Annotated in this window: 25 protein-coding genes; 16 read left to right on the forward strand and 9 right to left on the reverse strand. The window is 62.5% G+C overall.

The features are described from left to right. Window positions 1-96: 96 nt before the first annotated feature. Window positions 97-276: a CsbD family protein gene (locus IVB01_RS21265; RefSeq protein ID WP_247280451.1), complete on the forward strand. Its 180-nt coding sequence runs from the start codon at window positions 97-99 to the stop codon at window positions 274-276. Next, window positions 273-1,412: a DUF305 domain-containing protein gene (locus tag IVB01_RS21270; RefSeq protein WP_247422305.1), complete on the forward strand. Its 1,140-nt coding sequence runs from the start codon at window positions 273-275 to the stop codon at window positions 1,410-1,412. The genes IVB01_RS21265 and IVB01_RS21270 overlap by 4 nt, the downstream gene beginning before the upstream one ends. Window positions 1,413-1,499: 87 nt before the next feature. Here IVB01_RS21270 and IVB01_RS21275 read toward each other — a convergent pair whose 3' ends face one another. The 5 genes from IVB01_RS21275 to IVB01_RS21295 are packed head-to-tail and all read right to left on the reverse strand — an operon-like array spanning window position 1,500 to window position 6,818. After that, window positions 1,500-2,504 carry a nitronate monooxygenase family protein gene (locus IVB01_RS21275; RefSeq protein ID WP_247280449.1) on the reverse strand — a complete coding sequence of 335 codons (1,005 nt, stop codon included), beginning with the start codon at window positions 2,502-2,504 and terminating at the stop codon, window positions 1,500-1,502. A 24-nt stretch (window positions 2,505-2,528) separates the two neighbouring features. Continuing rightward, window positions 2,529-3,716, reverse strand: a complete 1,188-nt coding sequence (locus IVB01_RS21280; protein WP_247280448.1) for an acetyl-CoA C-acyltransferase — start codon at window positions 3,714-3,716, stop codon at window positions 2,529-2,531. Window positions 3,717-3,730: 14 nt separating this feature from the next. Beyond that, entirely contained in the window at window positions 3,731-4,861 is a 1,131-nt protein-coding gene (locus IVB01_RS21285; protein WP_247280447.1) for an acyl-CoA dehydrogenase family protein, read from the reverse strand. 23 nt (window positions 4,862-4,884) lie between these two features. Then, the gene (locus IVB01_RS21290) at window positions 4,885-6,066 is read right to left on the reverse strand and encodes an acyl-CoA dehydrogenase family protein (RefSeq protein WP_247280446.1); all 1,182 of its coding nucleotides are present in this window, start codon (window positions 6,064-6,066) and stop codon (window positions 4,885-4,887) included. 14 nt (window positions 6,067-6,080) lie between these two features. Continuing rightward, the gene (locus IVB01_RS21295) at window positions 6,081-6,818 is read right to left on the reverse strand and encodes an SDR family oxidoreductase (protein ID WP_247280445.1); all 738 of its coding nucleotides are present in this window, start codon (window positions 6,816-6,818) and stop codon (window positions 6,081-6,083) included. A 361-nt stretch (window positions 6,819-7,179) separates the two neighbouring features. On the opposite strand from IVB01_RS21295, the gene IVB01_RS21300 reads away from it, so the two are divergent. Next, on the forward strand, window positions 7,180-7,920 hold the full coding sequence (locus tag IVB01_RS21300; RefSeq protein ID WP_247280444.1) for an SDR family NAD(P)-dependent oxidoreductase: 741 nt from the start codon (window positions 7,180-7,182) through the stop codon (window positions 7,918-7,920). Further along, window positions 7,920-8,597, forward strand: coding sequence for a glutathione S-transferase family protein (locus tag IVB01_RS21305; protein WP_256464860.1), 678 nt, complete (start codon window positions 7,920-7,922; stop codon window positions 8,595-8,597). The genes IVB01_RS21300 and IVB01_RS21305 overlap by 1 nt, the downstream gene beginning before the upstream one ends. A gap of 26 nt (window positions 8,598-8,623) precedes the next feature. Here IVB01_RS21305 and IVB01_RS21310 read toward each other — a convergent pair whose 3' ends face one another. Together IVB01_RS21310 and IVB01_RS21315 are read right to left on the reverse strand one after the other, a co-directional pair. Further along, window positions 8,624-9,823, reverse strand: coding sequence for a CoA transferase (locus tag IVB01_RS21310; protein WP_247280442.1), 1,200 nt, complete (start codon window positions 9,821-9,823; stop codon window positions 8,624-8,626). Between the two features lie 74 nt (window positions 9,824-9,897). Then, a complete protein-coding gene (locus IVB01_RS21315) occupies window positions 9,898-10,530 on the reverse strand; it encodes a 2-hydroxychromene-2-carboxylate isomerase (protein ID WP_247280441.1) in 633 nt (210 codons plus the stop codon). Window positions 10,531-10,763: 233 nt separating this feature from the next. On the opposite strand from IVB01_RS21315, the gene IVB01_RS21320 reads away from it, so the two are divergent. Then, complete coding sequence (locus IVB01_RS21320) at window positions 10,764-11,276, forward strand: helix-turn-helix domain-containing protein (protein ID WP_247280440.1); 513 nt, start codon at window positions 10,764-10,766, stop codon at window positions 11,274-11,276. Between the two features lie 171 nt (window positions 11,277-11,447). Here IVB01_RS21320 and IVB01_RS21325 read toward each other — a convergent pair whose 3' ends face one another. Continuing rightward, window positions 11,448-13,250, reverse strand: coding sequence for an AMP-binding protein (locus IVB01_RS21325; RefSeq protein ID WP_247280439.1), 1,803 nt, complete (start codon window positions 13,248-13,250; stop codon window positions 11,448-11,450). A 126-nt stretch (window positions 13,251-13,376) separates the two neighbouring features. Next, window positions 13,377-14,576 (reverse strand): ABC transporter substrate-binding protein, encoded by a 1,200-nt coding sequence (locus IVB01_RS21330; protein ID WP_247280438.1) that lies wholly within the window; start codon window positions 14,574-14,576, stop codon window positions 13,377-13,379. Between the two features lie 722 nt (window positions 14,577-15,298). On the opposite strand from IVB01_RS21330, the gene IVB01_RS35485 reads away from it, so the two are divergent. From IVB01_RS35485 to IVB01_RS21380, 11 genes are all read left to right on the forward strand, one after another. Further along, window positions 15,299-15,421: a hypothetical protein gene (locus IVB01_RS35485; RefSeq protein WP_256464853.1), complete on the forward strand. Its 123-nt coding sequence runs from the start codon at window positions 15,299-15,301 to the stop codon at window positions 15,419-15,421. Between the two features lie 100 nt (window positions 15,422-15,521). Beyond that, the gene (coxB, locus tag IVB01_RS21335; RefSeq protein ID WP_247467382.1) at window positions 15,522-16,520 is read left to right on the forward strand and encodes a cytochrome c oxidase subunit II; all 999 of its coding nucleotides are present in this window, start codon (window positions 15,522-15,524) and stop codon (window positions 16,518-16,520) included. Then, the gene (gene ctaD, locus IVB01_RS21340) at window positions 16,517-18,430 is read left to right on the forward strand and encodes a cytochrome c oxidase subunit I (RefSeq protein WP_247280436.1); all 1,914 of its coding nucleotides are present in this window, start codon (window positions 16,517-16,519) and stop codon (window positions 18,428-18,430) included. The genes coxB and ctaD overlap by 4 nt, the downstream gene beginning before the upstream one ends. Beyond that, entirely contained in the window at window positions 18,427-19,026 is a 600-nt protein-coding gene (locus IVB01_RS21345; RefSeq protein WP_247280435.1) for a cytochrome c oxidase subunit 3, read from the forward strand. The genes ctaD and IVB01_RS21345 overlap by 4 nt, the downstream gene beginning before the upstream one ends. Continuing rightward, the gene (locus IVB01_RS21350; protein WP_247280434.1) at window positions 19,023-19,376 is read left to right on the forward strand and encodes a hypothetical protein; all 354 of its coding nucleotides are present in this window, start codon (window positions 19,023-19,025) and stop codon (window positions 19,374-19,376) included. The genes IVB01_RS21345 and IVB01_RS21350 overlap by 4 nt, the downstream gene beginning before the upstream one ends. Further along, window positions 19,364-20,272 (forward strand): cytochrome c oxidase assembly protein, encoded by a 909-nt coding sequence (locus IVB01_RS21355; RefSeq protein WP_247280433.1) that lies wholly within the window; start codon window positions 19,364-19,366, stop codon window positions 20,270-20,272. Before IVB01_RS21350 ends, IVB01_RS21355 begins: the two co-directional genes overlap by 13 nt. 72 nt (window positions 20,273-20,344) lie before the next feature. Then, window positions 20,345-21,136, forward strand: a complete 792-nt coding sequence (locus IVB01_RS21360; RefSeq protein WP_247280432.1) for a heme-binding protein — start codon at window positions 20,345-20,347, stop codon at window positions 21,134-21,136. 104 nt (window positions 21,137-21,240) lie between these two features. Continuing rightward, window positions 21,241-23,076 (forward strand): methanol/ethanol family PQQ-dependent dehydrogenase, encoded by a 1,836-nt coding sequence (locus IVB01_RS21365; RefSeq protein WP_256464854.1) that lies wholly within the window; start codon window positions 21,241-21,243, stop codon window positions 23,074-23,076. Further along, window positions 23,060-23,899: a substrate-binding domain-containing protein gene (locus IVB01_RS21370; RefSeq protein ID WP_247280430.1), complete on the forward strand. Its 840-nt coding sequence runs from the start codon at window positions 23,060-23,062 to the stop codon at window positions 23,897-23,899. The genes IVB01_RS21365 and IVB01_RS21370 overlap by 17 nt, the downstream gene beginning before the upstream one ends. Further along, window positions 23,899-24,534: a cytochrome c gene (locus IVB01_RS21375; protein WP_247280429.1), complete on the forward strand. Its 636-nt coding sequence runs from the start codon at window positions 23,899-23,901 to the stop codon at window positions 24,532-24,534. The genes IVB01_RS21370 and IVB01_RS21375 overlap by 1 nt, the downstream gene beginning before the upstream one ends. A gap of 20 nt (window positions 24,535-24,554) precedes the next feature. Beyond that, a complete protein-coding gene (locus IVB01_RS21380) occupies window positions 24,555-24,932 on the forward strand; it encodes a c-type cytochrome (protein ID WP_247280428.1) in 378 nt (125 codons plus the stop codon). The last annotated feature ends 5 nt before the right edge of the window (window positions 24,933-24,937 follow it).

Consider the following 24,937-nt stretch of genomic DNA (forward strand, 5'->3'; position numbering starts at 1 on the left):
CCCCGTGCTGCCGGACGCATTTTGGACGAAACCGCTAGCTCCGGCGCTCATTCCCCCCTTTGGGGCCGGGGCGGCGGCGTGAGCTTGGAGGCTGCAATGGGCAAGGTGAAGGGTCTTAAGCAGCGGATCGCCGGCAAGGCGAAACAGGCCGTCGGCGAGATCGTCGGGGATCAGGAACTCCACGACGACGGCAAGGCCGAGGCGGAGCGCGGCCGCGACGAACAGGACAAACCGAGCGAGCTCAATCCGCTGAAGAAGCTCCAGCAGCTGACGTGAACGCGCCGTCCGAGCCGGCGCTTTACGTCACCAGGAGGCGACGCCGCTCGCGCTGGACCGCGGCCATCGCGCTCGGCCTGATCAGCAGCACCTTCTCGACCATCGTCAGCCAGCTCTTCGCCGCCCGGATCGGCCGCGATGCAGCGGTCGACTGGATGATTGTCGCCACCATTCCGGCGCGCGACTGGGCGATCAGCGCCGAGCCCTCATGGAGCGCGGTCGTCACCGGCATCGCGTTCCATCAATGGGCGGACTTTTCCTGGGCGGTTGTCTTCTTCGGCGTGCTGGGACGCTGGACGGCGGACTTGCGGCCGCTGACGATCCTGCTGCTCGCGCTGCCCTGGGCGGTGTTTTCCTCAGGCATGGAATGGTTCGTGCTGGTACCGCTTTTTCCGTTCTGGCAGCCCCTGTTCACGCTGCAGCAGCCCTACTGGATCGGGCTTCTGGTGCACGGCTCGTCGGCCGTGATGTATCCCCTGTTCGCGCGGCTGCGCTGGGCCCACGGCGATACGCCCGCCCGCGATCTGCGCTTCACCAATGCCTGGATCACCGGCGCCCTGGTCGTGATCGCACTGCTCGGGACGATCGCTTTTTTCGGCCGCCATGGCTACGAGCTGCCGTGGATGGGACGCGACAGGGATGTCGACCAAGCCTATATCCGGCACATGACCACCCACCACGCGCAAGGCATCGAGCTTGCGCGGATCGCAACCGAGCGTGCGCAAGACCCGCATTTGCAGAAGCTCGCGATGCTGATGATCGCAAGCCAGACCGGCGAGAAAACAATCTTCGAGAACTGGTGGCTGAGCTGGTTCGACACGGAGATGCCGGACTGCACCGCGCAGGAGCGCTCCGCCATGCCGGGCTTTCTGACGCCGGCCGAGATGCGTCAAGTCAGGATCGCCGCGCCCGAGGCGTTCGCCCGCCTCTTTGTCGAGATGATGACGTTGCATCATCGGGGTGCGGTGAAGATGGCGGACCAGATGTGGCATAGCCGTGGCGATCCGCGCCTGCGCATCATGGCTCATGCCCTCCGCCATGAGCAGCAAGGTGAGATCGCGCTGATGCAAGGCGTGAGCGGCGTCGCCGCGGTGGCGACGGCCTTTCGCAACATGTTCGGCGACAACGTCAATTGAGCGCGAGGAACCTTGGCTCGCATCGATGCGGCAGGCCAAGTCTCTTTGCTGCTCGATCCACAAAAGGCCGAGCCGCTCGCCGCGGCTTCACGCCACCTTCAGCGCGGCCCCGCTGTCGGCGTCGAGAAATCCCGTAAGCCTGCCCCTAATCAGTCGCTCGGCATCCGCCATGATGCGGTCGACCAGCTCCTTCACGGTTGGAATGTCGCGGATGAGCCCGACGACCATGCCGCAGCTCCAGGCGCCCGCGTCCATATCGCCCTCGATCATCACCTTGGGATAGACGCCCGCCACCTGATCATGGATGTCGTCGATCTTGAGGCTCTTGCCTTTCTCCCGCTCGACCCCGAGCAGCTGCTCGACGCCCTTGTTGTTCAGGACCCGCTCGGTGTTGCGGAGCGCCCGCATGACCAGCCTTGTATCGAGCTCCGACGCCCGCACCAAGGCATTCTTGACGTTCTCGTGCACCGGCGCCTCCTTGGTGGCGATGAAGCGCGTGCCCATGTTCATGCCGGCGGCGCCCATTGCCAGCGCCGCAACCAGGCTGCGCGCGTCCGCCATGCCACCGGAGGCAACAAACGGGATCGTCAGTTCCTCGGCCGCACGCGGCAACAGGATCATGTTGGGCATGTCGTCTTCGCCCGGATGGCCGCCGCATTCGAAGCCATCGACGCTGACGGCATCGCAGCCGATCTGCTCGGCCTTCAGCGAATGTCGGACCGAGGTGCATTTGTGGATCACCTTGATGCCGCCCGCCTTCAAGGCCGGCATGTACTGTTCGGGGCTGCGCCCGGCGGTTTCGACGATCTTGACGCCGCCCTCTCTGATCGCAGCGATGTATTCCGGATAGGGCGGCGCGCTGAAGGTGGGCAGGAAAGTCAGGTTCACCCCGAATGGCTTATCCGTCATGTCGCGGCAGCGCGCGATCTCCTTAGCCAGCAGTTCCGGCGTTCGCTGCGTCAGGCCGGTGATGATTCCGAGCCCGCCGGCATTCGACACCGCGGCTGCGAGTTCGGCAAAGCCGACATAGTGCATCCCACCCTGGATGATCGGATGTTCGATGCCGAACAGTTCAGTGATCGCTGTCTTCACGAATGACCTCCCCGCGTTTTCCGCTCAGTGAATGATTTCGAACAGTCCCGCCGCGCCCATGCCGCCGCCGATGCACATGGTCACCACGCCGTACTTTGCCTTGCGCCGCCGGCCCTCGAGAAGGAGGTGGCCGGTAAGCCGCGCTCCGGTCATGCCGTAGGGATGACCGATCGCGATCGATCCGCCGTTGACGTTGAGCTTGTCCGGGTCGATGCCGAGCTTGTCGCGGCAATAAATCACCTGCACCGCGTAAGCCTCGTTCAGCTCCCAAAGATCGATGTCGTCGATCTTGAGGTCATGGCGCTTGAGCAAGCGCGGGATCGCGACGATCGGGCCGACGCCCATCTCGTCGGGTTCGACGCCAGCGGCGACGAAGCCGCGGAAGATGCCGAGCGGCTTGAGGCCCTTCCTGGCCGCGATCCTGTCGCTCATGATGACGCAGGCCGAAGCACCGTCCGAAAGCTGGCTGGCATTGCCCGCGCTGATCGTTTTGCCTTCGAACACCGGCTTGATCCTCGACAGGCCCTCGGCCGTGGTCTCGGGGCGTGGGCCTTCGTCCTTTGTCAGCGTCACCTCCTCGTAGGTGACCTCCTTGGTGTCCTTGTTGACAAGCGCCATCCTGGTCGTGAATGGCACGATCTCGTCGTTGAACCGGCCGGCCTGCCAAGCAGCGCCGACGCGCCGTTGACATTCGAGACTATATTCATCCTGCTTGTCGCGACCGATCTTGTAGCGCTCGGCGACGATCTCGGCGGTCTCGAGCATCGACATGTACATTTCGGGCTTCATCGCCATCAGCTCATCGTCGACGGCGTGGAACTTGTTCATGTGCTCGTTCTGCACGAGACTGATCGACTCGATGCCGCCGCCGATCGCGACTTCGACGCCATCGAGCATGACCGACCGCGCTGCAACTGCGATGGCCTGCAGCCCCGACGCACATTGGCGGTCGATGGTGGTGCCGGCGACGGTGACCGGCAGGCCAGCGCGGATCGCGCCCTTGCGGGCGACGTTCATCACCATGGTGCCTTGCTGCATCGCGCAGCCCATCACCACGTCCTCGACTTCGCCGGGCGCGATGCCGGCCCGCTTCACTGCTTCGGCCATCACATGCCCGGCCATGGTGGGGCCGTCCGTGTTGTTGAGCGCGCCGCGATAGGCTTTGCCGACGCCGGTCCGAGCCGTGGAAACGATGACTGCTTCAGTCGTCATGCTGGCCTCTCTGTTTACGCGGCTGCGTCCAGCTGCGCGTAGCGCAGCACGTGGAACGCGGGATCGCCGAACTGGATGTTGATGGAGGAGATTCGCTTGAAATAATGTCCGACGTTGAGCTCGTCGGTCATTCCCATGCCGCCATGAAGCTGTACCGCCTGCTCGGCGACGAACTTGCCGGCATAGCCGATCTTCGACTTGGCGCCCGAGGCGAGCCGCGGGAGTCCCACATCGCCCGCAGCGAGGCTGAGGTTGAGATGTTGCAGCAGGGAGAGCGCCTCCTGATGCGCGATGAACATGTCGACCATCCGATGCTGCAGCACCTGGAAGGAGCCGATGGTGGTGCCGAACTGCTTGCGGGTCTTCGAATATTCCAGTGTGGCGGAATTCAGCTCGCCCATCGCACCGACGCCTTCCGCGCAGAGCGCGCCGATCGCGCGATCGCGGCAGGCCTCCAGCGCGGCAACGCCCTCGCCTTCCAGTCCGAGCAATTGCCCGCGAGCCTCGCGCAGGCTGATCTCGGCGGCGCGGCGGCCGTCGATGGTCTTGAAGCTCTGAAGATCGACGCCGGCGGCGCGGCGATCGACCACGAACAGGCTGACGCCGCCACGGTCACGGTCATCGCCGGAGGTCCGGGCCGAGACGATCAGATCGTCGGCCCACGGCGCGGCGATCACCATCGTCTTCGCGCCGCTCAGGATGTAGTCATTGCCCTCGCGCCGCGCCGTCGTCGTGACATTGCCAAGATCGAAGCGCGATTCCTTCTCCGTCCAGGCCAGAGCCCAGGTCTTTGTGCCGTCGATGATGCCGGGGATGAAGGCTTGTTTCTGCTCCGGCGTGCCAATCTGCTCGATCAGGCCGCCGGCCAGCACCACCGTTTCGACGAAAGGCTCGATGACGAGGTGCCGGCCGAACTCATGCATGATGATCATGGTCGACAAGGGACCGCCGCCGAGACCGCCGACCTCCTCGGAGAACGGCGCCGCGAGCAACCCGAGCTCCGCGAAGGCCTCCCAATGCTTCCGGCTGAAGCCTTGCTCGCTCGCCACGATCTTGCGGCGCGTGTCGAAATCGTATTGGTCGCGCAGCAAACGCTGGACGCTGGATCGCAGCATGTCCTGCTCTTCCGTAAACTGGATGTCCATCCGATCCTCCCGATGCGCCGCGCCTAAAGACCGAGCACTGCTTTGGCGATGATGTTTCGCTGGATCTCGTTCGATCCGCCGTAGATGCTGAGCTTGCGCGCGTTCAGATATTTCTCCGACGCGGTATGAGCGTACTCCGGGCCCGGCATGAAGTGGTTGGTGCTGATCGGATGCTCGCGGATCGCAAGGCCGTAATTGCCAATCGCGCGATGAGTGAGTTCGGTGATGCTCTGGAATATCTCGGTGCCGCGGATCTTGAACAGCGACGCCGCCGGCCCCGGGTCGATGCCGCGCGCCATCTGGGCGACCACGCGCAATTCGGTCGCCTCCAGAGCCAGGACATCGAGCTCGATGCGGGCGATGTCCCGCAGAAACTCGAGATGTGCCGGATCGTGCGCTGGTATCTCGGCCTTCACGATCTGCTTCAGCTTCCCGATGTAACGGGTCGACCGGCCGATGCCCGCCATGCTGGTCCGCTCGTTGCCGAGCAGGAACTTGGCGTAAGTCCAACCTTTGTTCTCCTCGCCGACGAGGTTCTCCACCGGCACGCGGACGTTCTCGAGGAAGACGTCGTTGACCTCGTGGCTGCCGTCGATCGTGATGATCGGCCGCACGGTGACGCCGGGCGACTTCATGTCGATCAGCAGGAAGGAGATGCCGGATTGCGGCTTCGCGTTCGGGTCGGTCCGCACCAGGCAGAAAATCCAGTCGGCGTGCTGCGCCAGCGTGGTCCAGGTCTTGTGGCCGTTGACGATGTAGTGGTCGCCGTCGCGCACCGCCTTGGTTCTGACGGTCGCAAGGTCCGAGCCGGAGCCCGGCTCCGAATAGCCCTGGCACCACCAATCGTCGCCGGAGAGAATCCGCGGCAGGAAGCGCCTCTTCTGCGCCTCGTTGCCGAACGTGTAGATCACCGGCCCGACCATGGTCACGCTGAACGCGAGCGGCGGCAGCGTTCCGGCCCGGGAGGTCTCCTGCTCGAAGATGAAGCGTTGCGTGATCGACCAGCCCGGACCGCCATACTTCTTGGGCCATAACGGCGCGATCCAGCCCTTATTGTAGAGAATGCGATGCCAGAGCAGCGATTGCTCCTTGGTCAAATCGGTCTCGGGATTCGGAACGCGCATTTCCGCCGGATAATTCTCTGCGATGAAGGCGCGCACCTCATCGCGAAAGGCAGCGTCCTCACTGGAAAGATTGAGCTCCATCGCAGCGGTCTCCGCTACCACTTCTCACCGAAGGGGCGGATCTCCAGCTCGAAGGTCCAGGCGCTGCGCGGCTGCTGATACAGCAGCCAATAGGATTCCGCGACCGACGACGGCGGCATCAAGAGATCGGGATTGTCGAGGGCGTCCGGACCGAGCGCCTCGACCCGCCGCTGGCGCACCCATTCGGTGTCGACCCCGGAGTCGATGATGAGATGCGCAATGTGAATGTTCTTCGGCCCCAGTTCGCGCGCCGCGGCTTGGGCAACGGCCCGCAGACCGAACTTGGCACTGGCGAAGGCGGCATAGCCGATGCCGCCGCGCAGGCTCGCCGTGGCGCCGGTGAAGAAGATGTTGCCCTTGCCGCGAGGCAGCATCAGCCGCGCGGCTTCGCGGCCGGCGAGAAAGCCGGAATAGCAGGCCATCTCCCAGACCTTGCGAAAGACGCGCTCGGTCGTTTCCAGGATAGGGAAGTTGACGTTGGCCCCGATGTTGAAAATGCAGACCTCGAGCGGCGCATGTTTGTCGGCGTCTCCCAGGAAGGAAATGATCTCCTCCTCCTTGCGCGCGTCGAGCGAACGCGCGTGGATTTCGCCGCCGGCCGCCTCTATCTCCTTGACGAGCGGATCGAGCTTGGCGCCGTTGCGGCGCCCCGCAAACACTGTGAAGCCCTCGGAGGCAAACTTCTTTGCGATCTCGCTGCCGATATAGTCGCCGGCACCAATCACGGCCACGGTTGCGTTTCTCTTCTGCAAGGGTCGTCTCCCGGATTAGGTTAGATCTGTTGAAGCTGCTCTGCCGGTGCCGGAGCATCCCGCATAATGCGCTGTCCGCGCACCGTGATCACCCGGTCGCCGGTGATATCGACCGCGCCTGAAAGAGCCCGCCACTGCCAACCTCCCGAACGATCGGCCCGGTTCTTTGTCAAGGCCTATTCGGATTGGAGTTAACGTTCTTTTTTAGAACTCGTCAATTGCTAAATTGCCATCCGGCGATTTCGCGCCGGAACGGCAGAGTAGCTGTCGCTTTTCTTTGGACTTACAGAACGTCGTTTACAACATTGCTGCGAACGGCTAGCTATAGGTATCAAATAAGAACTTATAGGGAGAAGCGATCATGGAAGGTCCCGGCGTGGCGATCCTGGTGGGCGCGGGCGATGCGATCGGGGCCGCCGTCGCCCGGCGCTTTGCCAAAGGCGGCTACACAGTTTGCATCTGTCGGCGTGACGCAACCAAATCCCAGGCGCTGGTGGACGAGCTGACGGCTGACGGCCATCGCATCCATGCCTTCAGCGTCGATGCGCGGCAGGAAGCCGAGGTCCAGAAGCTCTTTTCCGATATCGAAAAGAAGATCGGACCGATCGAGGTCTGCCTTTTCAATGCCGGATCGAACGTCAACAAGCCTCTCGTGGAGACCTCCGAAAAACTGTTTTTCAAGGCCTGGGAGCTGGCCTGCTACGCCGGATTTCTCGTCGGGCGCGAGGCCGCGCGCGTCATGCTGCCGCGCGGGCACGGCACCCTTTTCTTTACCGGTGCGACGGCCAGCATTCGCGGCGGCCAGGGGTTTGCGGCGTTTTCGTCGGCGAAGTTCGGGCTTCGCGCGGTGGCTCAGGCCATGGCGCGCGAGCTTGGGCCGAAGAACATCCACGTCGTCCATCTCATCATCGACGCCGGTGTCGACAGCGAAGCCATCCACCAGCGCATGAAAGCGGCGAAGGGGATCGAGGCAAGCGAGATCCCGCCGGACAGCCTGACGAAGACCTCTTCTATCGCAGAAGCCTATTGGTTCACGCATCAGCAGAGCCGCGACGGCTGGACCCATGAACTCGATCTTCGCCCGTCGGTGGAGAAGTGGTGATGAGTACGACACCCGACCTCACCCTGTGGGGTGCCGGAACAAGCCGCACCATTCGTGCACATTGGGCGATGCACGAACTCGGCTTGTCCTACAAGGTCAAGCCGATCGGACCACGGACAGGCGAAACCAAGACCGCTGAATACACCCGGCTCAATCCCCGCCAGAAGATTCCGCTGTTGCAGGATGGCGACTTCTGCATCGGTGAAAGCGCCGCGATCGTCGCGTACCTGTCGCGCATGTATTCCACGCCGGAGCGCTCGCTGATTCCGGAAGCCACCCGCGACTATGCCGCGTGGCTCGAATGGTGCTTCTTTGTCGTGGCCGAGCTCGATTCGACGAGCCTCTATGTCATGCGCCGTCACCGGGCGGATGCGCTCGGACACATCTATGGCGTCGCCCCCGAGGTCGTCGCCCAAGCCGGCCAATATTTCCAGCAACAATTGCGGCATGTGGAGGTCGCGCTGATGGACGGGCGCCAGTTCCTGATGGGCGACCAATTCACCAGCGCCGACCTCCTGCTCACGACGTGCCTCGATTGGGCCATCGCTTATGGGGTCGACATTTGCGACAATGCGCACCCATACCTTGAGCGCATTCACGGGCGGGACGCGTATTGCAGAGCCCAGGCGGCGAATGTTCCCGTGGCGCCAATTACGCCGGTATCGGCAACCGTCTGAGAGCAATCGCCGGTGCGCGCTTCCGTCTATACGGCCGCGCGCACGCTGCGCTCGGCGATCATCTTGTCGATGGCACGGTCGTCGTAGCCCAGATCGCGCAGTACCTCGCGCGAATGCTCGCCGACCCGGGGGGCCGGCCCGCCGATCGCGGCCTGGTTGACCTCGAAGCGAGCTGCCGGCCTCGGCTGCCGCACCCGGCCGACCTTCGGCTGATCGAATTCGGCGATGATGCCGCGGGCCAGGACCTGTTCGTTGTGGATGATCTCGGCCCGACGCAGGATCGGCGCGCAAGGCACATCCGCTGCGTCGAGGCGTTCCAGCCATTCGGCTGTCGTATGCTGGCTGATGTATTCCGCCATCTTGTTGATCCGCGCGGTGGCATTGACCGAGCGCGCCGCTGGCGTCGCAAAGCGGGAATCCTTGGCGAGCTCGGGGTCACCGGAGGCACGGCAAAAGCCCTGCCATTCGGAATCGGAGATGGTACCGGCGGTGATGTAGCCGTCGCTGGTCTTGAACACCAAGTCCGGCCGATCATTCGGATCGGCCGCGGCTGCCTCGGCGCCGACCACCGTGTACTGCATCATTCCTTCCGGCCAGAGGTAGGAGATCATCGTATCCAGCATCGCCACTTGGATGTGGTCGCCCTGCCCCGTCTTCTCACGGGCATAGAGCGCAGCAGCCACGGCCTGCGCGGTGAACACCGCGGTGGTCTTGTCGCAGACGATGGTGCGGATCATCTGCGGGCGGTTCGTGACCGGCTGCGACTGGATATCGGCGAAGCCGGACAAGCCCTGAATGATCGGATCATAGACCCGTTTCTTCACGTAGGGGCCGCTATCACCGACGCCGCTGATCGAGACGTAGATCAGGCGCGGATGGCGCTGGCGCAATTCCTCGACCCCGAGACCGAGGCGTTCCATGGTACCTGGCCGGAAATTCTGCACCAGGACATCGGACTGCGCGATCAGCTTGGCGAGCACCTCGCGCCCGGACGCGCTCTTGACGTCGATCGACAGCGAACGCTTGCCGCGGTTTGACGAGATGAACAGTGCGGAGAACTCGCCCTCCTTGTCGATGGTGGCACGGCTGCGGCGGGTGATGTCGCCACCGATTGGCTCGATCTTCAGCACGTCGGCGCCCTGGTCCGCCAGAAACATGGTCGCGAACGGACCCGACACCACGCCGGTCAAATCGAGCACTCGAACGCCGTGAAGTGGTCCGGGCATGGGCATTCTCCCTGAATTTGCGTTTGCTTTGGGTCCGACTGGCTTTCGCCACTCAACCTGGACAGTCGGCGCCGTCAAGCCGTCTTGGAAACAGGTTGTCTGGTCTGCTCGAGGATCGACTCCTCGACGTCGCGGATCTGGTCCTTGCCGAAGAACATCTCCTTGCCAACGAAGAATGTCGGTGAACCAAATGCACCGCGGCTGACGGCGTCATTGGTCAGATCGATCAGCCTCTTCTTGACGTCATCCTGCTGCGCGCGCGCAATCAACCGGTCGATGTCGATCCCCGAGGACACGAACGCGCTCCGGAAAATTTCCGGATCATCCATCTTCTTGGGCTCTTCCCACATATGATGATAGGCGGCACGGAAGTAGGGCTCGAACATACCCTCGAGCTGGGCGGCGACAGCGCCACGCATCAGCATCAGCGTGTTGACCGGGAAGAATGGATTCTGGCGAAACTTCGTGATGTTGTGGCGGCGGATGAACCGCTGGGTCTCCAACGCCTGGTATTCCGGCTTGTTTTTGATCCCGCGAAGCGAGTCGAACGGCGACATGTTGCCGGTCGCCTTGTAGATGCCGCCGAGCAGAACCGGGACATACGCGAACTTCACGCCGGTGCGCTGCTCGATGCTGGGAATGACAACTTCCGCCAGGTAGGCGTTCGGGCTGCCGAAATCGAACTGGAATTCAATCTTCAGGGTCATCTGGGCCTTCTCCCGGAGAGCGAATGGCGGTCACCGGCGATCCGATCGCCAGCCCGAGGTTCGGTCAAGCATATAGTTCTGAAATAGAACTGTCAAACGTACCTGCAATCTGCTGATTTGGCCTACCGGGAGGGGTATTGTTTGGAATTCAGTACCTATCTAGAATGCGAAGCCCGTGGCCGGCCTCCGTGGCGATTGGAGACGGCCCATGCCGGGACGATTGGAGTGGGTGAATGAAGTGGAAAGAGCTCGAGGAAGAGCCATGTTCGATGGCCCGAACCATCGGCGTGATCGGCGATCGCTGGACTCTTCTGATCCTGCGCGAATGCTTCCTGCGCACGCGCCGCTTCGAGGGATTTCAATCGGCGCTCGGGATCACGCGGCACTTGCTCGCCGAACGGCTGAAGAAACTGGTTCGCCAGGGCATCCTGCGCCGCATTCCTTACCAGGACTCCCCCAAGCGCCACGAATATATCCTGACCCAGAAGGGCCTCGACCTCTATCCGATCATGATGGCGATCGTGCATTGGGGCGATACCCACATGGTCGACGAGCGCGGCCGGCCCTTGCTGCACCAGCATCGCAAGTGCGGAAAGGACTTCGATCCGGTCATGGTGTGCTCTGAATGCGGCGAGCCGCTGTCGGCCAAGGAGGTTCATACTCACCCTGGGCCGGGTGCGCGCAGCACCCCGGCGACGGCGGCGCCGGAGGTCCGAAAGACAAAGGCACGCTCGCGCGCCGCTTGAGGCCTGCACATCGAGGGCCTCGTGCCAGAGATGGCAATACGAGGAGGAAAGCGGCGTCGGCGCCCATTGAACCTGCTGCCACACACTCCGTCCTGATCTGGCGGCCCGCCGAAGACGGGCGTCTCGTTGAATGTCGCAGCGAAGCGGTCTTTCAAATGCGATTGCCCTGCCCTACACCCGCGCCACGTCCCGGCATGGTTCGTTCGCATAGAGACGTTCAACCTGCTCGGCGCGAACTTTGAGCACCGCGCGCTGGTTGACATAGGCCTTGTCGGTGATTTCTCCTGCTGCCATCGACGGCGGATCCTTCAGCAGGGAGAAGGCGCAGACTCGTTCGCTGCTTCCGACCGCCTCGTTGTATTCCCGAAAGCGGTCCTTCAGAAACTGAACCACGACAGGATCGCAGCTCAAATCAACGGCTGCAGTCTTGGATATCCGGCCTGCCTCGGTCGGGTTCAGCCAGCACAGCAGCGCGCACGTCTCGCGATTTTCGCCCGCAACAACGATGTCCAGCAAGACGCCACGTGTGGCGGCCAGGATTGCCGCACGCATGTTTCCGATTGAGACCCAGGTGCCATTCGCAAGCTTGAAGTTCTCGGAAATTCTCCCGGTAAAGCGAAGGCCCCGCTCCGGTCTCTGCGGATCCAGAAACGAGACGGTATCGCCAATGCGATAGAATCCTTCTTCGTCGAAGGCCTTTTCCGTCAGATCGGGCCGTCCGAGATAGCCGGGCGTAACGTTGGGGCCCTTGACCCGGGCCTCGTAGGTATCGGAGACCGGAATGAGCTTGAGCTGCAGCCCCGGCGCGGGAAGACCGATCTCTCCGGGCTGATCCGTTGCCCAATGCGTCGTGCTGATCGTCGGCGCGGTTTCGGTCGTGCCGTAACCCGACATGACCGGAATTCGCCGGCCGGTGGCGGCAAATGTCAATCGATAGAGTTTCTCGAGAGTGTCCTGAGAAATTGCGGCGCCAGCATAGCTCAATCGGTCCATCCGCTTGAACACGCTGGCGCCAAGGTCGAGGTCGTTCTCGATTGCATCACATAAGAGGTTATACCCGGCAGGCACGTTGAACATGGCGGTTGGCGAGATCTCCCTGAGATTCTCGACCGTTTTGTGAAAGAGATGCGGCAGCGGCCGGCCATCATCGATATAGAGCGTCCCGCCATTCCTGAGGATGCCGTGAAGGATGACATTACTACCCATCGTATGGTGCCAGGGCAGCCACTCCACCTGGACCGGCGCATCGGGCGGAGACACCAGCAGACTTCCCATTTGCAGGGAGCTTGCCATCATGCGGTGGGTGTTGAGCACGCCCTTGGGGAAGCCGGTCGAACCGGACGTGAAGAGAATTTTCGCGACGGCGTCACAAGGCACCTCCCGCGATGCGCGCTCGAATCCTTCGCGCCCGGTTCGCGCCGTCAGAACCTGAAAAGGCACTGTGTGGGGCGCACCATCGACGCTGATCCAGGTCGCGGCCACCAATTCCGGAATGGCGCGGCCGGCGGAAAAGTCGCGTCCGCTTTGAACGAACACAAAGCTCGGACGCAGCACTTCCGCGATGTCCTTGAGACGTGCGAGGCCCCCCGGCATCACGGTGTAGTTCGGCGAGATCGGCGCCAGGATGACCCCGATCGACATCGCCGCAAACGAGATCACCGCGTTCTCGATGGAGTTTCCGGAAAGGACCGCCAGCTTGTCGGCTGGCCTTGCGCCCATATCGATCAGGCCTTGGCCGACCGCCTGAACCTGCGACCATGCCTCACCATAGGTGATCTCGTCCCATCCTCCCTTCGCATTGCGTTGCGCAAGGAAAACCCGATCCGGAACGGCATTGGCCCAACGCGGCAGAAAATCGGTGATGCGCCAGTCGCACGGCGTCCATTCAAGAGGCGAGCTCAAGATGAGCGTGCCGTCGGGGCGACGCTCGATCGAAACCTCGCGCGGGGCAAACGTCAGTGCCGTCGTCGACATCGAAAATGATCTCCCGAATTGCTGAAGGGCGACCACATGCCGTGCATTCCCGTAATGCCCAGCGGCGGCCTACCGGCGCATTGCAAGCTTGGGACGCAGCTCATGCGGCATCTGGCTGGGGCGAGTTCATTCGGACCTGGCGTCGAGCACCTCGCCGAAGGCTTCCCAGGTCGATCCGGTCCATCGTTGCAAGCGCATCTGCGTCCAGATCATGTTCTCGGATTCGCTGGTGTTCACCTTGATCCCGGGCAGCGCGGTCGGGACGACGAAATCCCTGAGGTTCTTGGCCTGCGCCAGAATGTTCTTGCGGGATAGATCATCGCCGCATTGCTTCAGGATCTGCTCGAGCAGGATGCCTTGCTGATAGCCGGTCAGATAGCTGCCGTTGGTGATATCGACGCCGGCCAGGTACTTGTCGAGAAACGCCCGATAGGTCTGCATGGCGGGATCGTCTTTCCATGTCGGATCCACGACGTCCTTGTTGATCGTCCCGACGATCACGCCGACTGATTTGTCGAGGCCAGCCGGCGCGAGCGTGCCCCCGACCGAACCGGATGGAAAGTTGATGATCACCGTCGCCTTCCAGCCGATCACAGAAGCCTGCCGGATCGCCTGCGCGGCGAATTTCGGCGTTCCCGCGATCACCAGGGCGTCGGCACCGGAGCTTTTCAGGTTTGTGATCTGTGAGTCGACGGTCGGCTCGGTGACCTCATAGGACGCGCTGACGACCTTTCGATCGTAGTCCTTGCCGAGAAAGGCCTTGAAGGCATTGACGTAATCTTTGCCAAGATCGTCGTTCTGATAGAGAATCGCATATTTGGCGTTCGGCAGCGTCCTGGTCAGATATTTCGCGTAGATTTTTCCTTCGGTGTCGTAGCTGACAAGACCTGTCGTGGTCAGCGGGGAACTGGCGACGTCGGTGAACTTGGACGAGCCGCTGATGATCGCGATGCTCGGCACGCCTTTCGCTCTCAGGTATTTTGCCGTGGCCGAAAGGCCGGGCGTGCCGAGCTGACCGAACATGAACGCCACCTCATCGCTCTCGACGAGCTTGCGGACGTGCTCTACCGCTTTCGGAGGGCTGTAGGCGTCGTCATAGGCGATGTAGTTGATCTTGCGGCCGTTGATGCCGCCGCGGTCATTCACCGATTGAATGTAGGCGATAAGGCCCTTGCCGACGAGACCGATCGATGACGCCGGTCCGCTGAACGGAAACACCCCGCCAATTTTGATCTCGGTCGCAGTAACGCCGACCTCGTCGGCCGCAAACGCCGGACCATTCAAAAGCAAAGCCAGGGCCGCAACGGCCTTCCATTTCGTCAACATTGTCCGTCCTCCCAAACCCGCACCTTCCTGGTACGTGGTCCTGTTTATTCGCGCGGCTGCACGCCCCGCCTCACCCGCAGGCCTGAGTTGGTCCGGCGCGGCAATCCGTAGAAGGGGCGGCCGTCATGATCGGCCATCTTCTCGGTCCATCCTACAGTTCTATTTCAGAACTGGTCAAGCGATTAGATGACGGCACGCGGAAAGTCCCGTGCGCGCCCGGGAGGTGCCGAATTCGACTTTCAAATGCCATCATTGCGCAGTGGCGACAGCTCTGATCGCCGGGCAGAAGGCCTCGGCGCAGCCGGCGAAGCAATATAAGTTCTAATATTGAACTTACTTCCTCAACCTTTGTGCTCGGCGACGATGTCAGCGATCGAAGTCCGATAGGTAACCGCGGCATTCGAGGCAGTTGCCCGCCGGCCGGAATACAAGCCGGCCGCTCGCAACGAAATCACGCCAATTCTGATCACAGCGCCTCTCCTGGCGTCCTGGCGATCACCTGGCGTCCTGGCGATACACGAGGCTTAGGAACCACGACAGCACGCTGGCATTTTCCCGCATGTCTGACGGGAGCACTCAAACAGGCAATAGCGGCGTCGGCGTGCTTTTGGCATTTGCCGCAGCGAGCGCGCAACGGGAGCGAAGCACCGAAGCCGCACAGCGCCGCACGATCCACAAGAGGAGATGGCAAGGTGATCGAACCGCAAAGTCGAGGATGATCAATGCTTGAAGACCTTCGCGCGATTACCCAGCCAGGGGCCATGATAGCCGTCCTGATCGTCCTGCTGCTGATGGCCGTGGCCGATGCGGCAATCTTCATCGCGACCAGAGGATGGCCTTTCTGAGATGCTGTGAACCAGCCATTTCGCGGAGATAGGAACCTTCATACGATTGACCGGTTCGCCCTCGAACAGGGGAGCACGGCGAACATCGATGCCTGTCCGGATGCGAACGGCTCTGGTGCCATTTGCGACGTTGCCGCTGGCCGCTTGCGCCGGCCGGCAGTCCGTGCTGGACCCGCAGGGACTTCAGTCCAGCCAGATCCTTCATACCATCTTCATCTTCCTGACCGTTGCGGCCGCCGTCTGGATCGCCGTCGTGGTCGTGCTTGGAGTCAGTTTGCTGCGCCGAAAGCGCCCGGCCGACCAACCACTCGCGCTGCACCAGCCGTTTGAGCGGACGAGCGGTCGCGTCATCTTTGTCCTGGGGCTCGCAACCCTCGTCGTCGTGCTCGGACTCTCCATTGTCAGTTATGCCGGTCAGCGCACGATCTTTGCCAAGGACGAGAACGCCCTCACGCTCAAGATCATTGGCCACCAATGGTGGTGGGAAGTCCGCTATGAAGCTGACAGTCCGCATCGGAGCTTCGTGACCGCGAACGAGATCCGCGTCCCGACCGGCCAACCGGTGAAGGTCGAGCTGGAATCCGCCGATGTGATCCACAGCTTCTGGGTGCCGAGCCTGACCGGGAAGATGGACCTCATCACCGGGCAAAAGAACGAGCTGCAATTCACGGCCAAGAATGCCGGCGTCTATCGCGGGCAATGCGCCGAATTCTGCGGCCTCCAGCATGCGAATATGGCCTTCGCCGTGCTCGCGCTGCCGCCGGATGAATTCGGCCGCTGGCGCGACCACGAGAACCAGAGCGCGAACAGCCCTACGGATCAGCTTGGCAAGCAGGGCGAGGCTCTTTTCCGGGCCCGCGGATGTGCCTTGTGTCACAACATCAGCGGCACGCTGGCCGGCGGGCAGCTCGGCCCGGATCTCACGCATATCGGCAGCAGAACGACGATCGCGGCGGGAACGCTGCCGAATACGCCGGCGACGCTCGCGGCTTGGATCGCCGATCCCCAGCACATCAAGCCCGGCAATCTCATGCCAAAGATGCCGCTGCAGTCGGGCGAGCTCATCGCGATCCTACACTATCTGGAGCAGCTCAAGTGAGCATCGCCGCTGAACCACGTGAGATACGGGACGACGTCCTGAATGGCCTTCAGCTGTCCACGCAGCTGGAGCGGGTGTGGCGCACGCCGTCCGGATGGACGGGTGCGCTCACGTCGGTGGACCACAAGGTCGTCGGCCGCCGGTATATCGTCACCGCTTTCGCTTTCCTGCTTCTCGGCGGCATTCTCGCGATCCTGATGCGCGTTCAGCTTGCCGGACCGGAGAAGACGTTCCTGTCGGCCGACAAGTACAACCAGATCTTCACCATGCACGGCTCGACGATGATGTTCCTGTTCGCCGTGCCGGTCATGGAGGCGTTCGCCGTCTATCTCGTGCCGCTGATGGTCGGCACGCGGAACATCGCCTTTCCGCGCCTCAATGCCTTCAGTTATTGGATGTTTCTGTTCGGCGGGTGCTTCCTCTGGATTTCCTTTGCGCTCAATGTCGGCCCGGACGTTGGCTGGTTTGCCTATGTCCCGCTCTCCTCGCTGCAATACACGCCGACGAAGCGCCCGGACGTGTGGGCGCAGATGATCACCTTCACCGAAGTCGCTGCGCTTGCAGTCGCCGTCGAGATCATTGTCACCGTTTTCAAGCTCCGTGCGCCCGGGATGACCCTTGACCGCATTCCGTTATTCGTGTGGGCCATGCTGATAACGGCCTTCCTGGTGATGTTCGCGATGCCCTCGGTCATGGTCGCATCGACGTCGCTGATCCTCGACCGGCTCGTCAACACCCGCTTCTATGATTCATCCTCCGGTGGGCATCCGCTGCTCTGGCAGCATCTGTTCTGGTTCTTCGGCCATCCGGAGGTCTACATCATCTTCATTCCAGGCACCGGCATGGTTTCAGCAATCCTGGCGACCTTCGCGCGCAGGCCGGTGGTCGGCTATCCCGTCGTCATTCTCTCCCTGATCGCGACTGGCTTCCTATCGTTTGGCCTGTGGGTCCACCACATGTTCGTCACGGGCCTGCCCCAGCTCGGCGCCGGCCTATTCACGGCGTCCAGTATGCTGATCGCGGTGCCGAGCGGGCTGCAGATCTTCTGCTGGTTGGCAACGCTCTGGGACGGACGGCCGGTCTACCGCACGCCGCTCCTGTTCGTGATCGGTTTCATCGTGATCTTCGTGCTCGGCGGCCTGTCCGGCGTGATGGTCGCCTCTGTCCCGATCGACACCCAGGTGCACGACACTTACTTCGTCGTTGCGCACTTTCACTACGTCCTGATCGGCGGCGCGGTGTTCCCGCTCATCGGTGCCGTCTATTACTGGTTTCCGAAGATCACGGGCAGGATGCTCAGCGAGAGCCTCGGTCGCTGGAATTTCTGGCTGGCCTTCATCGGCTTCAACGTCGCGTTCTTCCCGATGCACATTCTCGGGCTGATCGGAATGCCGCGTCGGGTCTACACCTACACGGCCAACATGGACTGGGCGCACTTGAACCTGTTGTCCAGCGGCGGCGCGCTCGTTTTCGCGCTCAGCTTTGCGCTGCTTCTGGTCAATGTGATCTACAGCCTGCGCAAGGGTGAACTCGCGGGCGACAATCCTTGGAGCGCTTCAACATTGGAATGGGCGACGTCCTCGCCACCGCCGCCGCAGAATTTCGACCGCATTCCGGTCGTCAAACACCGCGATCCGCTGTGGGCCGATAGCATGAGCCTGCCTGTCGTCGCGGGTCTGAGCGCGGAGCGGCGCGAAGTCCTGCTCACCTCACTGGCAGAGGCCGAGCCGCAAATCCGCGAAGCATCGCCCGAACCCAGCATCTGGCCACTGCTCACAGCCATCGCAACCACAGTGTTCTTCATCGGTTCGATCTTCACGCCATGGGCGGTGCTCTGGGGCACGCCGCCGATGGCCGTCGCCTTGATCGGCTGGTTCTGGCCGACCGGCAGCAGGGAGGACGAGGAGTGAGACAAACCATCGTTCGCAATGTCGCCGAACTGCCGACTTACGGGTACGGCCCACGCAGTGGACCATGGTGGGGCGCCATGGGCTTCATGGCGCTCGAAGGCATGGGGTTCGCCATCGCGATCGGCGCCTATCTTTATCTCTACGCCGTCAATCCGAACTGGCCGATCGGCGCCGCGCCGCCCGATCTTTGGCCAGGCACGGCCGAGGTCGCGGTCTATCTGCTCAGCATCATCCCGAACGAGATCACCAATCGGGCCGCGCACCGGCAGGATCTTGCCAAAGTGCGGGTCGGTCTCATCGTGATGGCCGTGATCGGCACCGCCCTTCTTGTTCTGCGCGGCTTCGAGTTCGCCCATCTCAATACGCGCTGGGACAATTCCGCCTACGGATCGATCGTGTGGCTCATTCTCGGATTGCACACGACCCATCTCGCCACCGATGTTGGCGACACGATCGTTCTTGCGGTCCTGATGTTCACGAGGCACGCAAAGCCGCGCCGCTTCAGCGATGTAACCGACAACGTCTTCTACTGGAACTTTGTCGTGCTTGCCTGGCTGCCTCTGTACGTGCTGCTGGATTGGGTGCCGCGCCTATGACCGAAGCTGACGGACATTCCAGATGGCTGTATTGGGCCGGCGTTGCGCTCGGGCCCATTGCATGGGGTATTAATTTGCAAGGTGTCTACGTGTTCGCGCACTTCTCGTGCGAGAAGACGAGGATGAGCGGAGCAATCCTGAGCGCTGTTCTGGCCATCCTCGCTCTTGCAGGCACCGTCATATCGGCACGCGCGGTTCGGCGCGGTGCCAGCGCTGAATGGTCCGATGCGCAAGGTGGCGGTCCCAGGACGTTCATGGCGTGGCTCGGCGTCGGCTCCGGCGTGCTGTTCGCGCTGGTCATCGCGAACCAGCTCGCCGCGTCGCTCATGATCAGCCCATGTCTGCGCTGAGCTTTGCGGCGTTATTGCTTGCGCTGCTCGCGAAGCCGGCCGCCGCGCACGGACTATCCGATGTCGATTCGGGATCACTCTGGAGCTACGACCCCTGGCTCGTGGCCCCGCTCTATGCCATGGGCATTGGCTTCTATGTTGGAACGCAGCGACTCTGGCGGCACGCGGGAGGCGGCCGCGGCGTCAGCTTCCGGCAGGTCGCCGCGTTCTGGACCGGCTGGCTCGTCCTCGCGCTGGCGGTGACCTCGCCGCTGCACTGGCTGGGCGAGCGGCTGTTCACCGCGCACATGGTCGAGCACGGCTTGCTCATGCTCGTCGCGGCGCCACTGATGGCGTTTGCCCGGATCAACGGCCCGCTGCTGTGGAGCCTACCAGCCTCGTTCCGGCCATCGGCGGGCCGAATTCTCAATCTGCCGATGCTGGTTTGGCCGTGGACTTTTGTGAGCCACCCCATCAGCGCGACCATCTTCCAAGGCGCGGCGCTCTGGATCTGGCATGCACCACCGCTCTACGCGTGGGCGCTCGACAACGCCGGGATCCATCGCCTCCAACACGTCAGCTTCTTTGTGACCGCGCTGTTGTTCTGGTGGGTGCTGCTGCATGGCCGCGGACGGGGCCGCAGCACCCGAACTCGCGACGGCATCGCCGTCGCCTGCCTGTTCATCACCATCCTGCATTCCGGTGTGCTCGGGGCCCTGCTGACCGTATCGCCGCGGCTCTGGATCCCGGCCCAGGGCGCCCTCGCCGGGGAATTCGGCCTTTCGCCCCTTGAAGACCAGCAGCTCGCAGGCATCCTGATGTGGGTGCCCATGGGCATACTCTACACAGCCGCCGCATTGTTCTTTGCTCACCGGTGGCTGACCACGACGGTGGCCACTCGCACCTGCCGCTCATGAGCGGTCCTGCATAGGAACCGCAACTTCTCTTCGGACGTTCGCCTGCTGAGTGCGACACTCCAGGGAGGCCACATGGGCAAACGATCTGTCATGGCAGCAACGGCTGTCTTGTCCACGGCGTTCTTGGTGCCTGCAATCTTGAACGCGCAGGACCAACCCCGGCCGGCTATGTCGTGTCCGGTCGATCATGAGCAGCTCGCCGATATCCTCAAAAAGAGTGTGAAGCCCGGCGGTGGGCCGGGCAATGGAGGCTTCGACAACAACGAATGGGCTGCTGTCGTCAATCGACAGGGTCTTGTCTGCGCGGTCGCCTACAGTGGCAGTAAAGTCGATGATCAGTGGCTGGGCAGCCGAGCAATCGCAGCCGAAAAGGCGAATACGGCGAATGCGTTCAGCCTGAAGGACAAGGCGATCGCCACGGCCAACCTCTACGCGGGCGCGCAACCTGGCGGAATTCTGTTCGGCGCAGGTCTCAGCAACCCACCATCGCCAGAGGTTCTGTACTCGGGCTCGCCCGACGAATTCGGCACGGCGCACGATCCAATGGTCGGAAAGCCCGTGGGCGGCGTGATCGTCTTTGGCGGTGGGCTGGCGCTCTATGACGGCAACGGGATCGCCGGTGCGCTTGGTATCAGCGGCGACAGTTCCTGCGCCGATCACAATGTTGCCTGGCGCGTCCGCCACCTGCTTGGACTTGACCGCGTGCCGGCCGGAGTCAGTCCCAATATGAAGGACGCGATCATCTATGACATCGGCCCGGACGGCAGAAGCCCGTCAGGATTCGGCCACCCCAAGTGCAACGGCAAGGAGGATCAGATCGCGGTCGATCTCGGCGCAGGCGTATCGGGCAACGTCGTGAGATAGCTGCGAATCCCTCCTTTTGGAACCAAGGGGAAGCGCAACGTTTGTACGTTCGCACCGGCCTGCAACGCGGCATGGCCTCGTCACCGCCATGGAGTGCCTTACACATGTTAGTGCGTGGTTTCGCGCGGTTGCTGAGTGTCCTTTGCGCATTCGGCGCGCTGCTGTCGTCGGGGTCGGCACAAACCGATCTCGCTACCCGCATGAAGGATCCGGGCCAATGGCCCATGGCCGCGCGCGACTACGCCAACACGCGCTACAGCGAGCTCGCCCAGATCAACGCGACCAACGCTTCGCGCCTCCAGCTTGCGTGGACCTTCTCGGTTGGCGCCGATCGCGGCCAGGAAGCGGCGCCGCTCGTGGTGGACGGCACTATGTACGTGGTCGGCCCTTATGCAGGCCCCTACCCCAACCGTGTGTTCGCACTCGATGCCACGACAGGTGAGTTGAAGTGGTCCTACGCGCCGAAGCCGGAGCCGGCGGCCGCGGGCGTTGCCTGTTGCGATGTCGTCAATCGCGGGCTCGCTTTCGACAACGACAAGGTCTTCCTCAATACACTCGATAACCACACCGTGGCGATCGATGCGAAGACCGGCAAGGAGCTCTGGCACACGAAGCTCGGCGAGATCAATAAGGGCGAGACCATCACGATGGCACCCATCGTGGTCAAGGGAAAGATTCTCGTCGGCAACAGCGGCGGCGAAATGGGCGTTCGTGGCTGGGTCACGGCGCTAGATGAGAACACCGGCGCCATTGCCTGGCGCGCCTATTCGACGGGTCCCGACAAGGAGGTGCTGATCGGGGACGATTTCAAGCCGTTCTATGACAATCTCAAAGGCACGGATCTCGGCGTGAAGAGCTGGCCGGCCGATCGCTGGCAGGTCGGCGGCGGTACGGTCTGGGGCTGGATCTCCTACGATCCTGATCTGAACCTGATCTACTACGGTACTGCCAATCCAAGTCCCTGGAATGCCAACCAGCGCAGCGGCGACAATCTCTGGAGTACCACGATCTTTGCGCGCGATCCGGACACCGGTCGAGCCAAATGGGCCTACCAGATCAACCCGCACGATCTGTTCGACCACGATGAAGTCAACGAGAACGTGCTTGTCGACCTCGAGCTTAGTGGCCAGACCCGCAAGGTGCTGATCCATCCCGGCCGCAACGGCTACATGTACGTCATGGATCGCGCGACAGGCGAAGTGATCTCGGCGGATGCCTATGAGTTCGTCAACAGCTACAAGGGCGTCGATCTGAAGACCGGCAAGATCATCCCGAACGAGGAGAAGACGCCGCTGGTCGGCAAGACCGTCGAGAACATCTGCCCGAGCGCGCCCGGCGCCAAGGATTGGCAACCGTCGGCCTGGTCACCGCGGACCAAGCTGCTGTACGTCCCGCATCAGCACCTTTGCATGGACTTTAAGGCCTCGCAGGTCGGCTATATCGCCGGCACGCCCTATGTTGGCGCAGACGTTGATATGTATGCCGGCCCTGGTGGGTATCGCGGCGAGTTCATGGCGTGGGACCCGGTCGCGCGCAAGAAGATCTGGGAGATCCACGAGAAGCTTCCGGTCTGGAGCGGCGCGCTGGTGACGGCCGGCGACGTGGCGTTCTACGGCACGATGGATCGCCTTTTCAAGGCGGTGAACGCCAGGGATGGGCGTGTGCTCTGGCAATTCCGTGCCGGCTCCGGGTTCATCGGCCAGCCGGTTTCCTATCGCGGCTCCGACGGCCAGCAATACATCGCGATCCTCTCGGGCGTCGGCGGTTGGCCCGGGGTGGTGGCCAATGCTGAGGTCGATCCCCGCGTGCGCAATGCCGCACTGGGCTTTGCGGGCGCGACGCAGGATTTGCCGTTTTACACCGCCGGCGGGAGCGAGTTGCTGGTGTTCAAGCTTGGAGACGCAAAGGGTGAGGACACCAGCCATGCGCCCTCGAAGTAATTGTCCGGGCATCGCCCTCGGCATTCTGATCGGGCTCGCGAGCCCCGGAACGGCGGCATCGGATGGCGAACTCCGCGTCTGTGCCGATCCGAACAATCTGCCATTCTCGAACAGCGCGGAAGCGGGATTCGAGAACAGGCTCGCAGCCATAGTCGGCGAGCATTTCGGCCAACAGGTCGCCTACACTTGGTGGGCGCAGCGACGCGGCTTCGTCCGCAACACGTTGAATGCCGGCAAATGCGACGTCGTGATGGGCGTACCGGCCGGCTACGATCTCGTGGAGACGACAAAGCCGTATTATCGCTCCAGCTACGTGTTCGTGGCTCGGCAGGATAAGCAGCTCGATCTTTCGTCGCTGCTCGACCCGCGCTTACATCACCTCGTGATCGGCGTGCATCTGATCGGCGACGACGGCAACAATCCACCGCCTGCGCAGGCGCTCGGCGAACAAGGCATCGTCGACAATGTCCGCGGCTATTCCATCTACGGCGATTATCGCCGAGCTGATCCGCCCGCGCGCCTGATCGAGGCAGTCGAGAACGGCGAGATCGATGTTGCTGCCGCCTGGGGGCCGCTGGGCGGCTATTTCGCGCAGCGCTCTCCCGTCCCGCTGACGGTCACGCCAATTCAGGATTACGAGCGCTTTGGCCCTCAGCAGTTCCAGTTTTCCATTGCCATGGGCGTACGCAAGGACGACCACGCGCTGCGCGACCGGCTGAATGCATTCATCGACGAGCATCGATCCGAGATCATGTCGCTGCTGCGCAGTTTCGGCGTGCCGCTGGTCGAAAAGCCGGTCACGGCGTCCGGAGGGCATGAGTGATGTCTGCTCCAGCATTACGCATGAGCTTCCTATCGTTGCTCCTCGCGATCGTGTCGAACGGCGCCGGAATTGCCCAGCAGACTCTGCCGCAGTCACAGGAGGCGCAGATGCCGATGCCGGCACCGCGCCCCAATTTCGGCGGCAGCGTCGGCAACGGTAGGCCCGGCGTCTTCATGCAGGTCCCGGTCAGCCACCTCTTCCCCGGCGCGCAGCCGGACCGACCCCAGATCAAGAATCCCGTGCAAGGCGATCCCAATGCGGAGCAGCGCGGGATGACTTATTACGTCAGCTTCAATTGCGTGGGCTGCCACGCGCCGAACGGCGGCGGCGGCATGGGGCCGGCGTTGAGCAACAACATCTTCACCTATGGCTCGCAGCCCGAGAGCATCTATCTGTCAATCTACCAGGGGCGGCCCAATGGAATGCCGGCCTGGGGCGGCGTGCTGCCCGACAGCGTGATCTGGGACCTCGTCACTTATATCAGCAAGATCAGCAACGAGCCGAACCGGCAATGGGGCCGGACCTTCTCGGCAAATCCGCTATCCCCTGAAGTGGAGCAAGTGCCGAGCGAGCAGGTCTCGACGACCGATCCGTGGTCCGCCACCAAGACTTTCAATTTCGGCCGAAAACCCTGATCCGGAAAGCGGAGCAGCCGATGGGGACTCCAACGACACGATCGCTCATCGCCTCCCTGCTGGCCCTGACGGCGGTGGCCTGCGACAAAGGCACGGCTGCCGGCCCGGACAATTTCATCGGCGATGCGCGCCGTGGCACCGACCTCGTCAAGCAATATCAGTGCGGCGGCTGTCACGACATTCCCGGCATCGCCGGTGCCGACGGCAACGTCGGTCCACCTCTGCACCGGATCGGCACGCGGACCTACATCGCCGGCTACATCCAGAATTCGCCGGACAACATGGCCGACTGGATCGAAGATCCGCAGCGGACGTTGCCGGGCAACGCCATGCCGAGAATGGGCATCCCGCAGAAGGACGCGCGTGATATCGCGGCGTTTCTCTATACGCTGAAGTAGGAAAT

Source organism: Bradyrhizobium sp. 164 (assembly GCF_023073715.1).
Classification (GTDB): domain Bacteria; phylum Pseudomonadota; class Alphaproteobacteria; order Rhizobiales; family Xanthobacteraceae; genus Bradyrhizobium.

Excerpts from the sequence above, each read along its gene's own strand:
- IVB01_RS35485 (WP_256464853.1), top strand. The coding sequence starts at position 15,299 with ATGCTTGAAGACCTTCGCGCGATTACCCAGCCAGGGGCCATGATAGCC.
- coxB (WP_247467382.1), top strand. The coding sequence starts at position 15,522 with ATGCGAACGGCTCTGGTGCCATTTGCGACGTTGCCGCTGGCCGCTTGC.
- IVB01_RS21320 (WP_247280440.1), top strand. The coding sequence starts at position 10,764 with ATGAAGTGGAAAGAGCTCGAGGAAGAGCCATGTTCGATGGCCCGAACC.
- IVB01_RS21360 (WP_247280432.1), top strand. The coding sequence starts at position 20,345 with ATGGGCAAACGATCTGTCATGGCAGCAACGGCTGTCTTGTCCACGGCG.
- IVB01_RS21310 (WP_247280442.1), bottom strand. The coding sequence starts at position 9,823 with ATGCCCGGACCACTTCACGGCGTTCGAGTGCTCGATTTGACCGGCGTG.
- IVB01_RS21330 (WP_247280438.1), bottom strand. The coding sequence starts at position 14,576 with ATGTTGACGAAATGGAAGGCCGTTGCGGCCCTGGCTTTGCTTTTGAAT.
- IVB01_RS21305 (WP_256464860.1), top strand. The coding sequence starts at position 7,920 with ATGAGTACGACACCCGACCTCACCCTGTGGGGTGCCGGAACAAGCCGC.
- IVB01_RS21290 (WP_247280446.1), bottom strand. The coding sequence starts at position 6,066 with ATGGAGCTCAATCTTTCCAGTGAGGACGCTGCCTTTCGCGATGAGGTG.
- IVB01_RS21285 (WP_247280447.1), bottom strand. The coding sequence starts at position 4,861 with ATGGACATCCAGTTTACGGAAGAGCAGGACATGCTGCGATCCAGCGTC.
- IVB01_RS21380 (WP_247280428.1), top strand. The coding sequence starts at position 24,555 with ATGGGGACTCCAACGACACGATCGCTCATCGCCTCCCTGCTGGCCCTG.
- IVB01_RS21350 (WP_247280434.1), top strand. The coding sequence starts at position 19,023 with ATGACCGAAGCTGACGGACATTCCAGATGGCTGTATTGGGCCGGCGTT.
- IVB01_RS21265 (WP_247280451.1), top strand. The coding sequence starts at position 97 with ATGGGCAAGGTGAAGGGTCTTAAGCAGCGGATCGCCGGCAAGGCGAAA.
- IVB01_RS21365 (WP_256464854.1), top strand. The coding sequence starts at position 21,241 with ATGTTAGTGCGTGGTTTCGCGCGGTTGCTGAGTGTCCTTTGCGCATTC.
- IVB01_RS21375 (WP_247280429.1), top strand. The coding sequence starts at position 23,899 with ATGTCTGCTCCAGCATTACGCATGAGCTTCCTATCGTTGCTCCTCGCG.
- IVB01_RS21300 (WP_247280444.1), top strand. The coding sequence starts at position 7,180 with ATGGAAGGTCCCGGCGTGGCGATCCTGGTGGGCGCGGGCGATGCGATC.
- IVB01_RS21315 (WP_247280441.1), bottom strand. The coding sequence starts at position 10,530 with ATGACCCTGAAGATTGAATTCCAGTTCGATTTCGGCAGCCCGAACGCC.
- IVB01_RS21355 (WP_247280433.1), top strand. The coding sequence starts at position 19,364 with ATGTCTGCGCTGAGCTTTGCGGCGTTATTGCTTGCGCTGCTCGCGAAG.
- IVB01_RS21280 (WP_247280448.1), bottom strand. The coding sequence starts at position 3,716 with ATGACGACTGAAGCAGTCATCGTTTCCACGGCTCGGACCGGCGTCGGC.
- IVB01_RS21370 (WP_247280430.1), top strand. The coding sequence starts at position 23,060 with ATGCGCCCTCGAAGTAATTGTCCGGGCATCGCCCTCGGCATTCTGATC.
- IVB01_RS21325 (WP_247280439.1), bottom strand. The coding sequence starts at position 13,250 with ATGTCGACGACGGCACTGACGTTTGCCCCGCGCGAGGTTTCGATCGAG.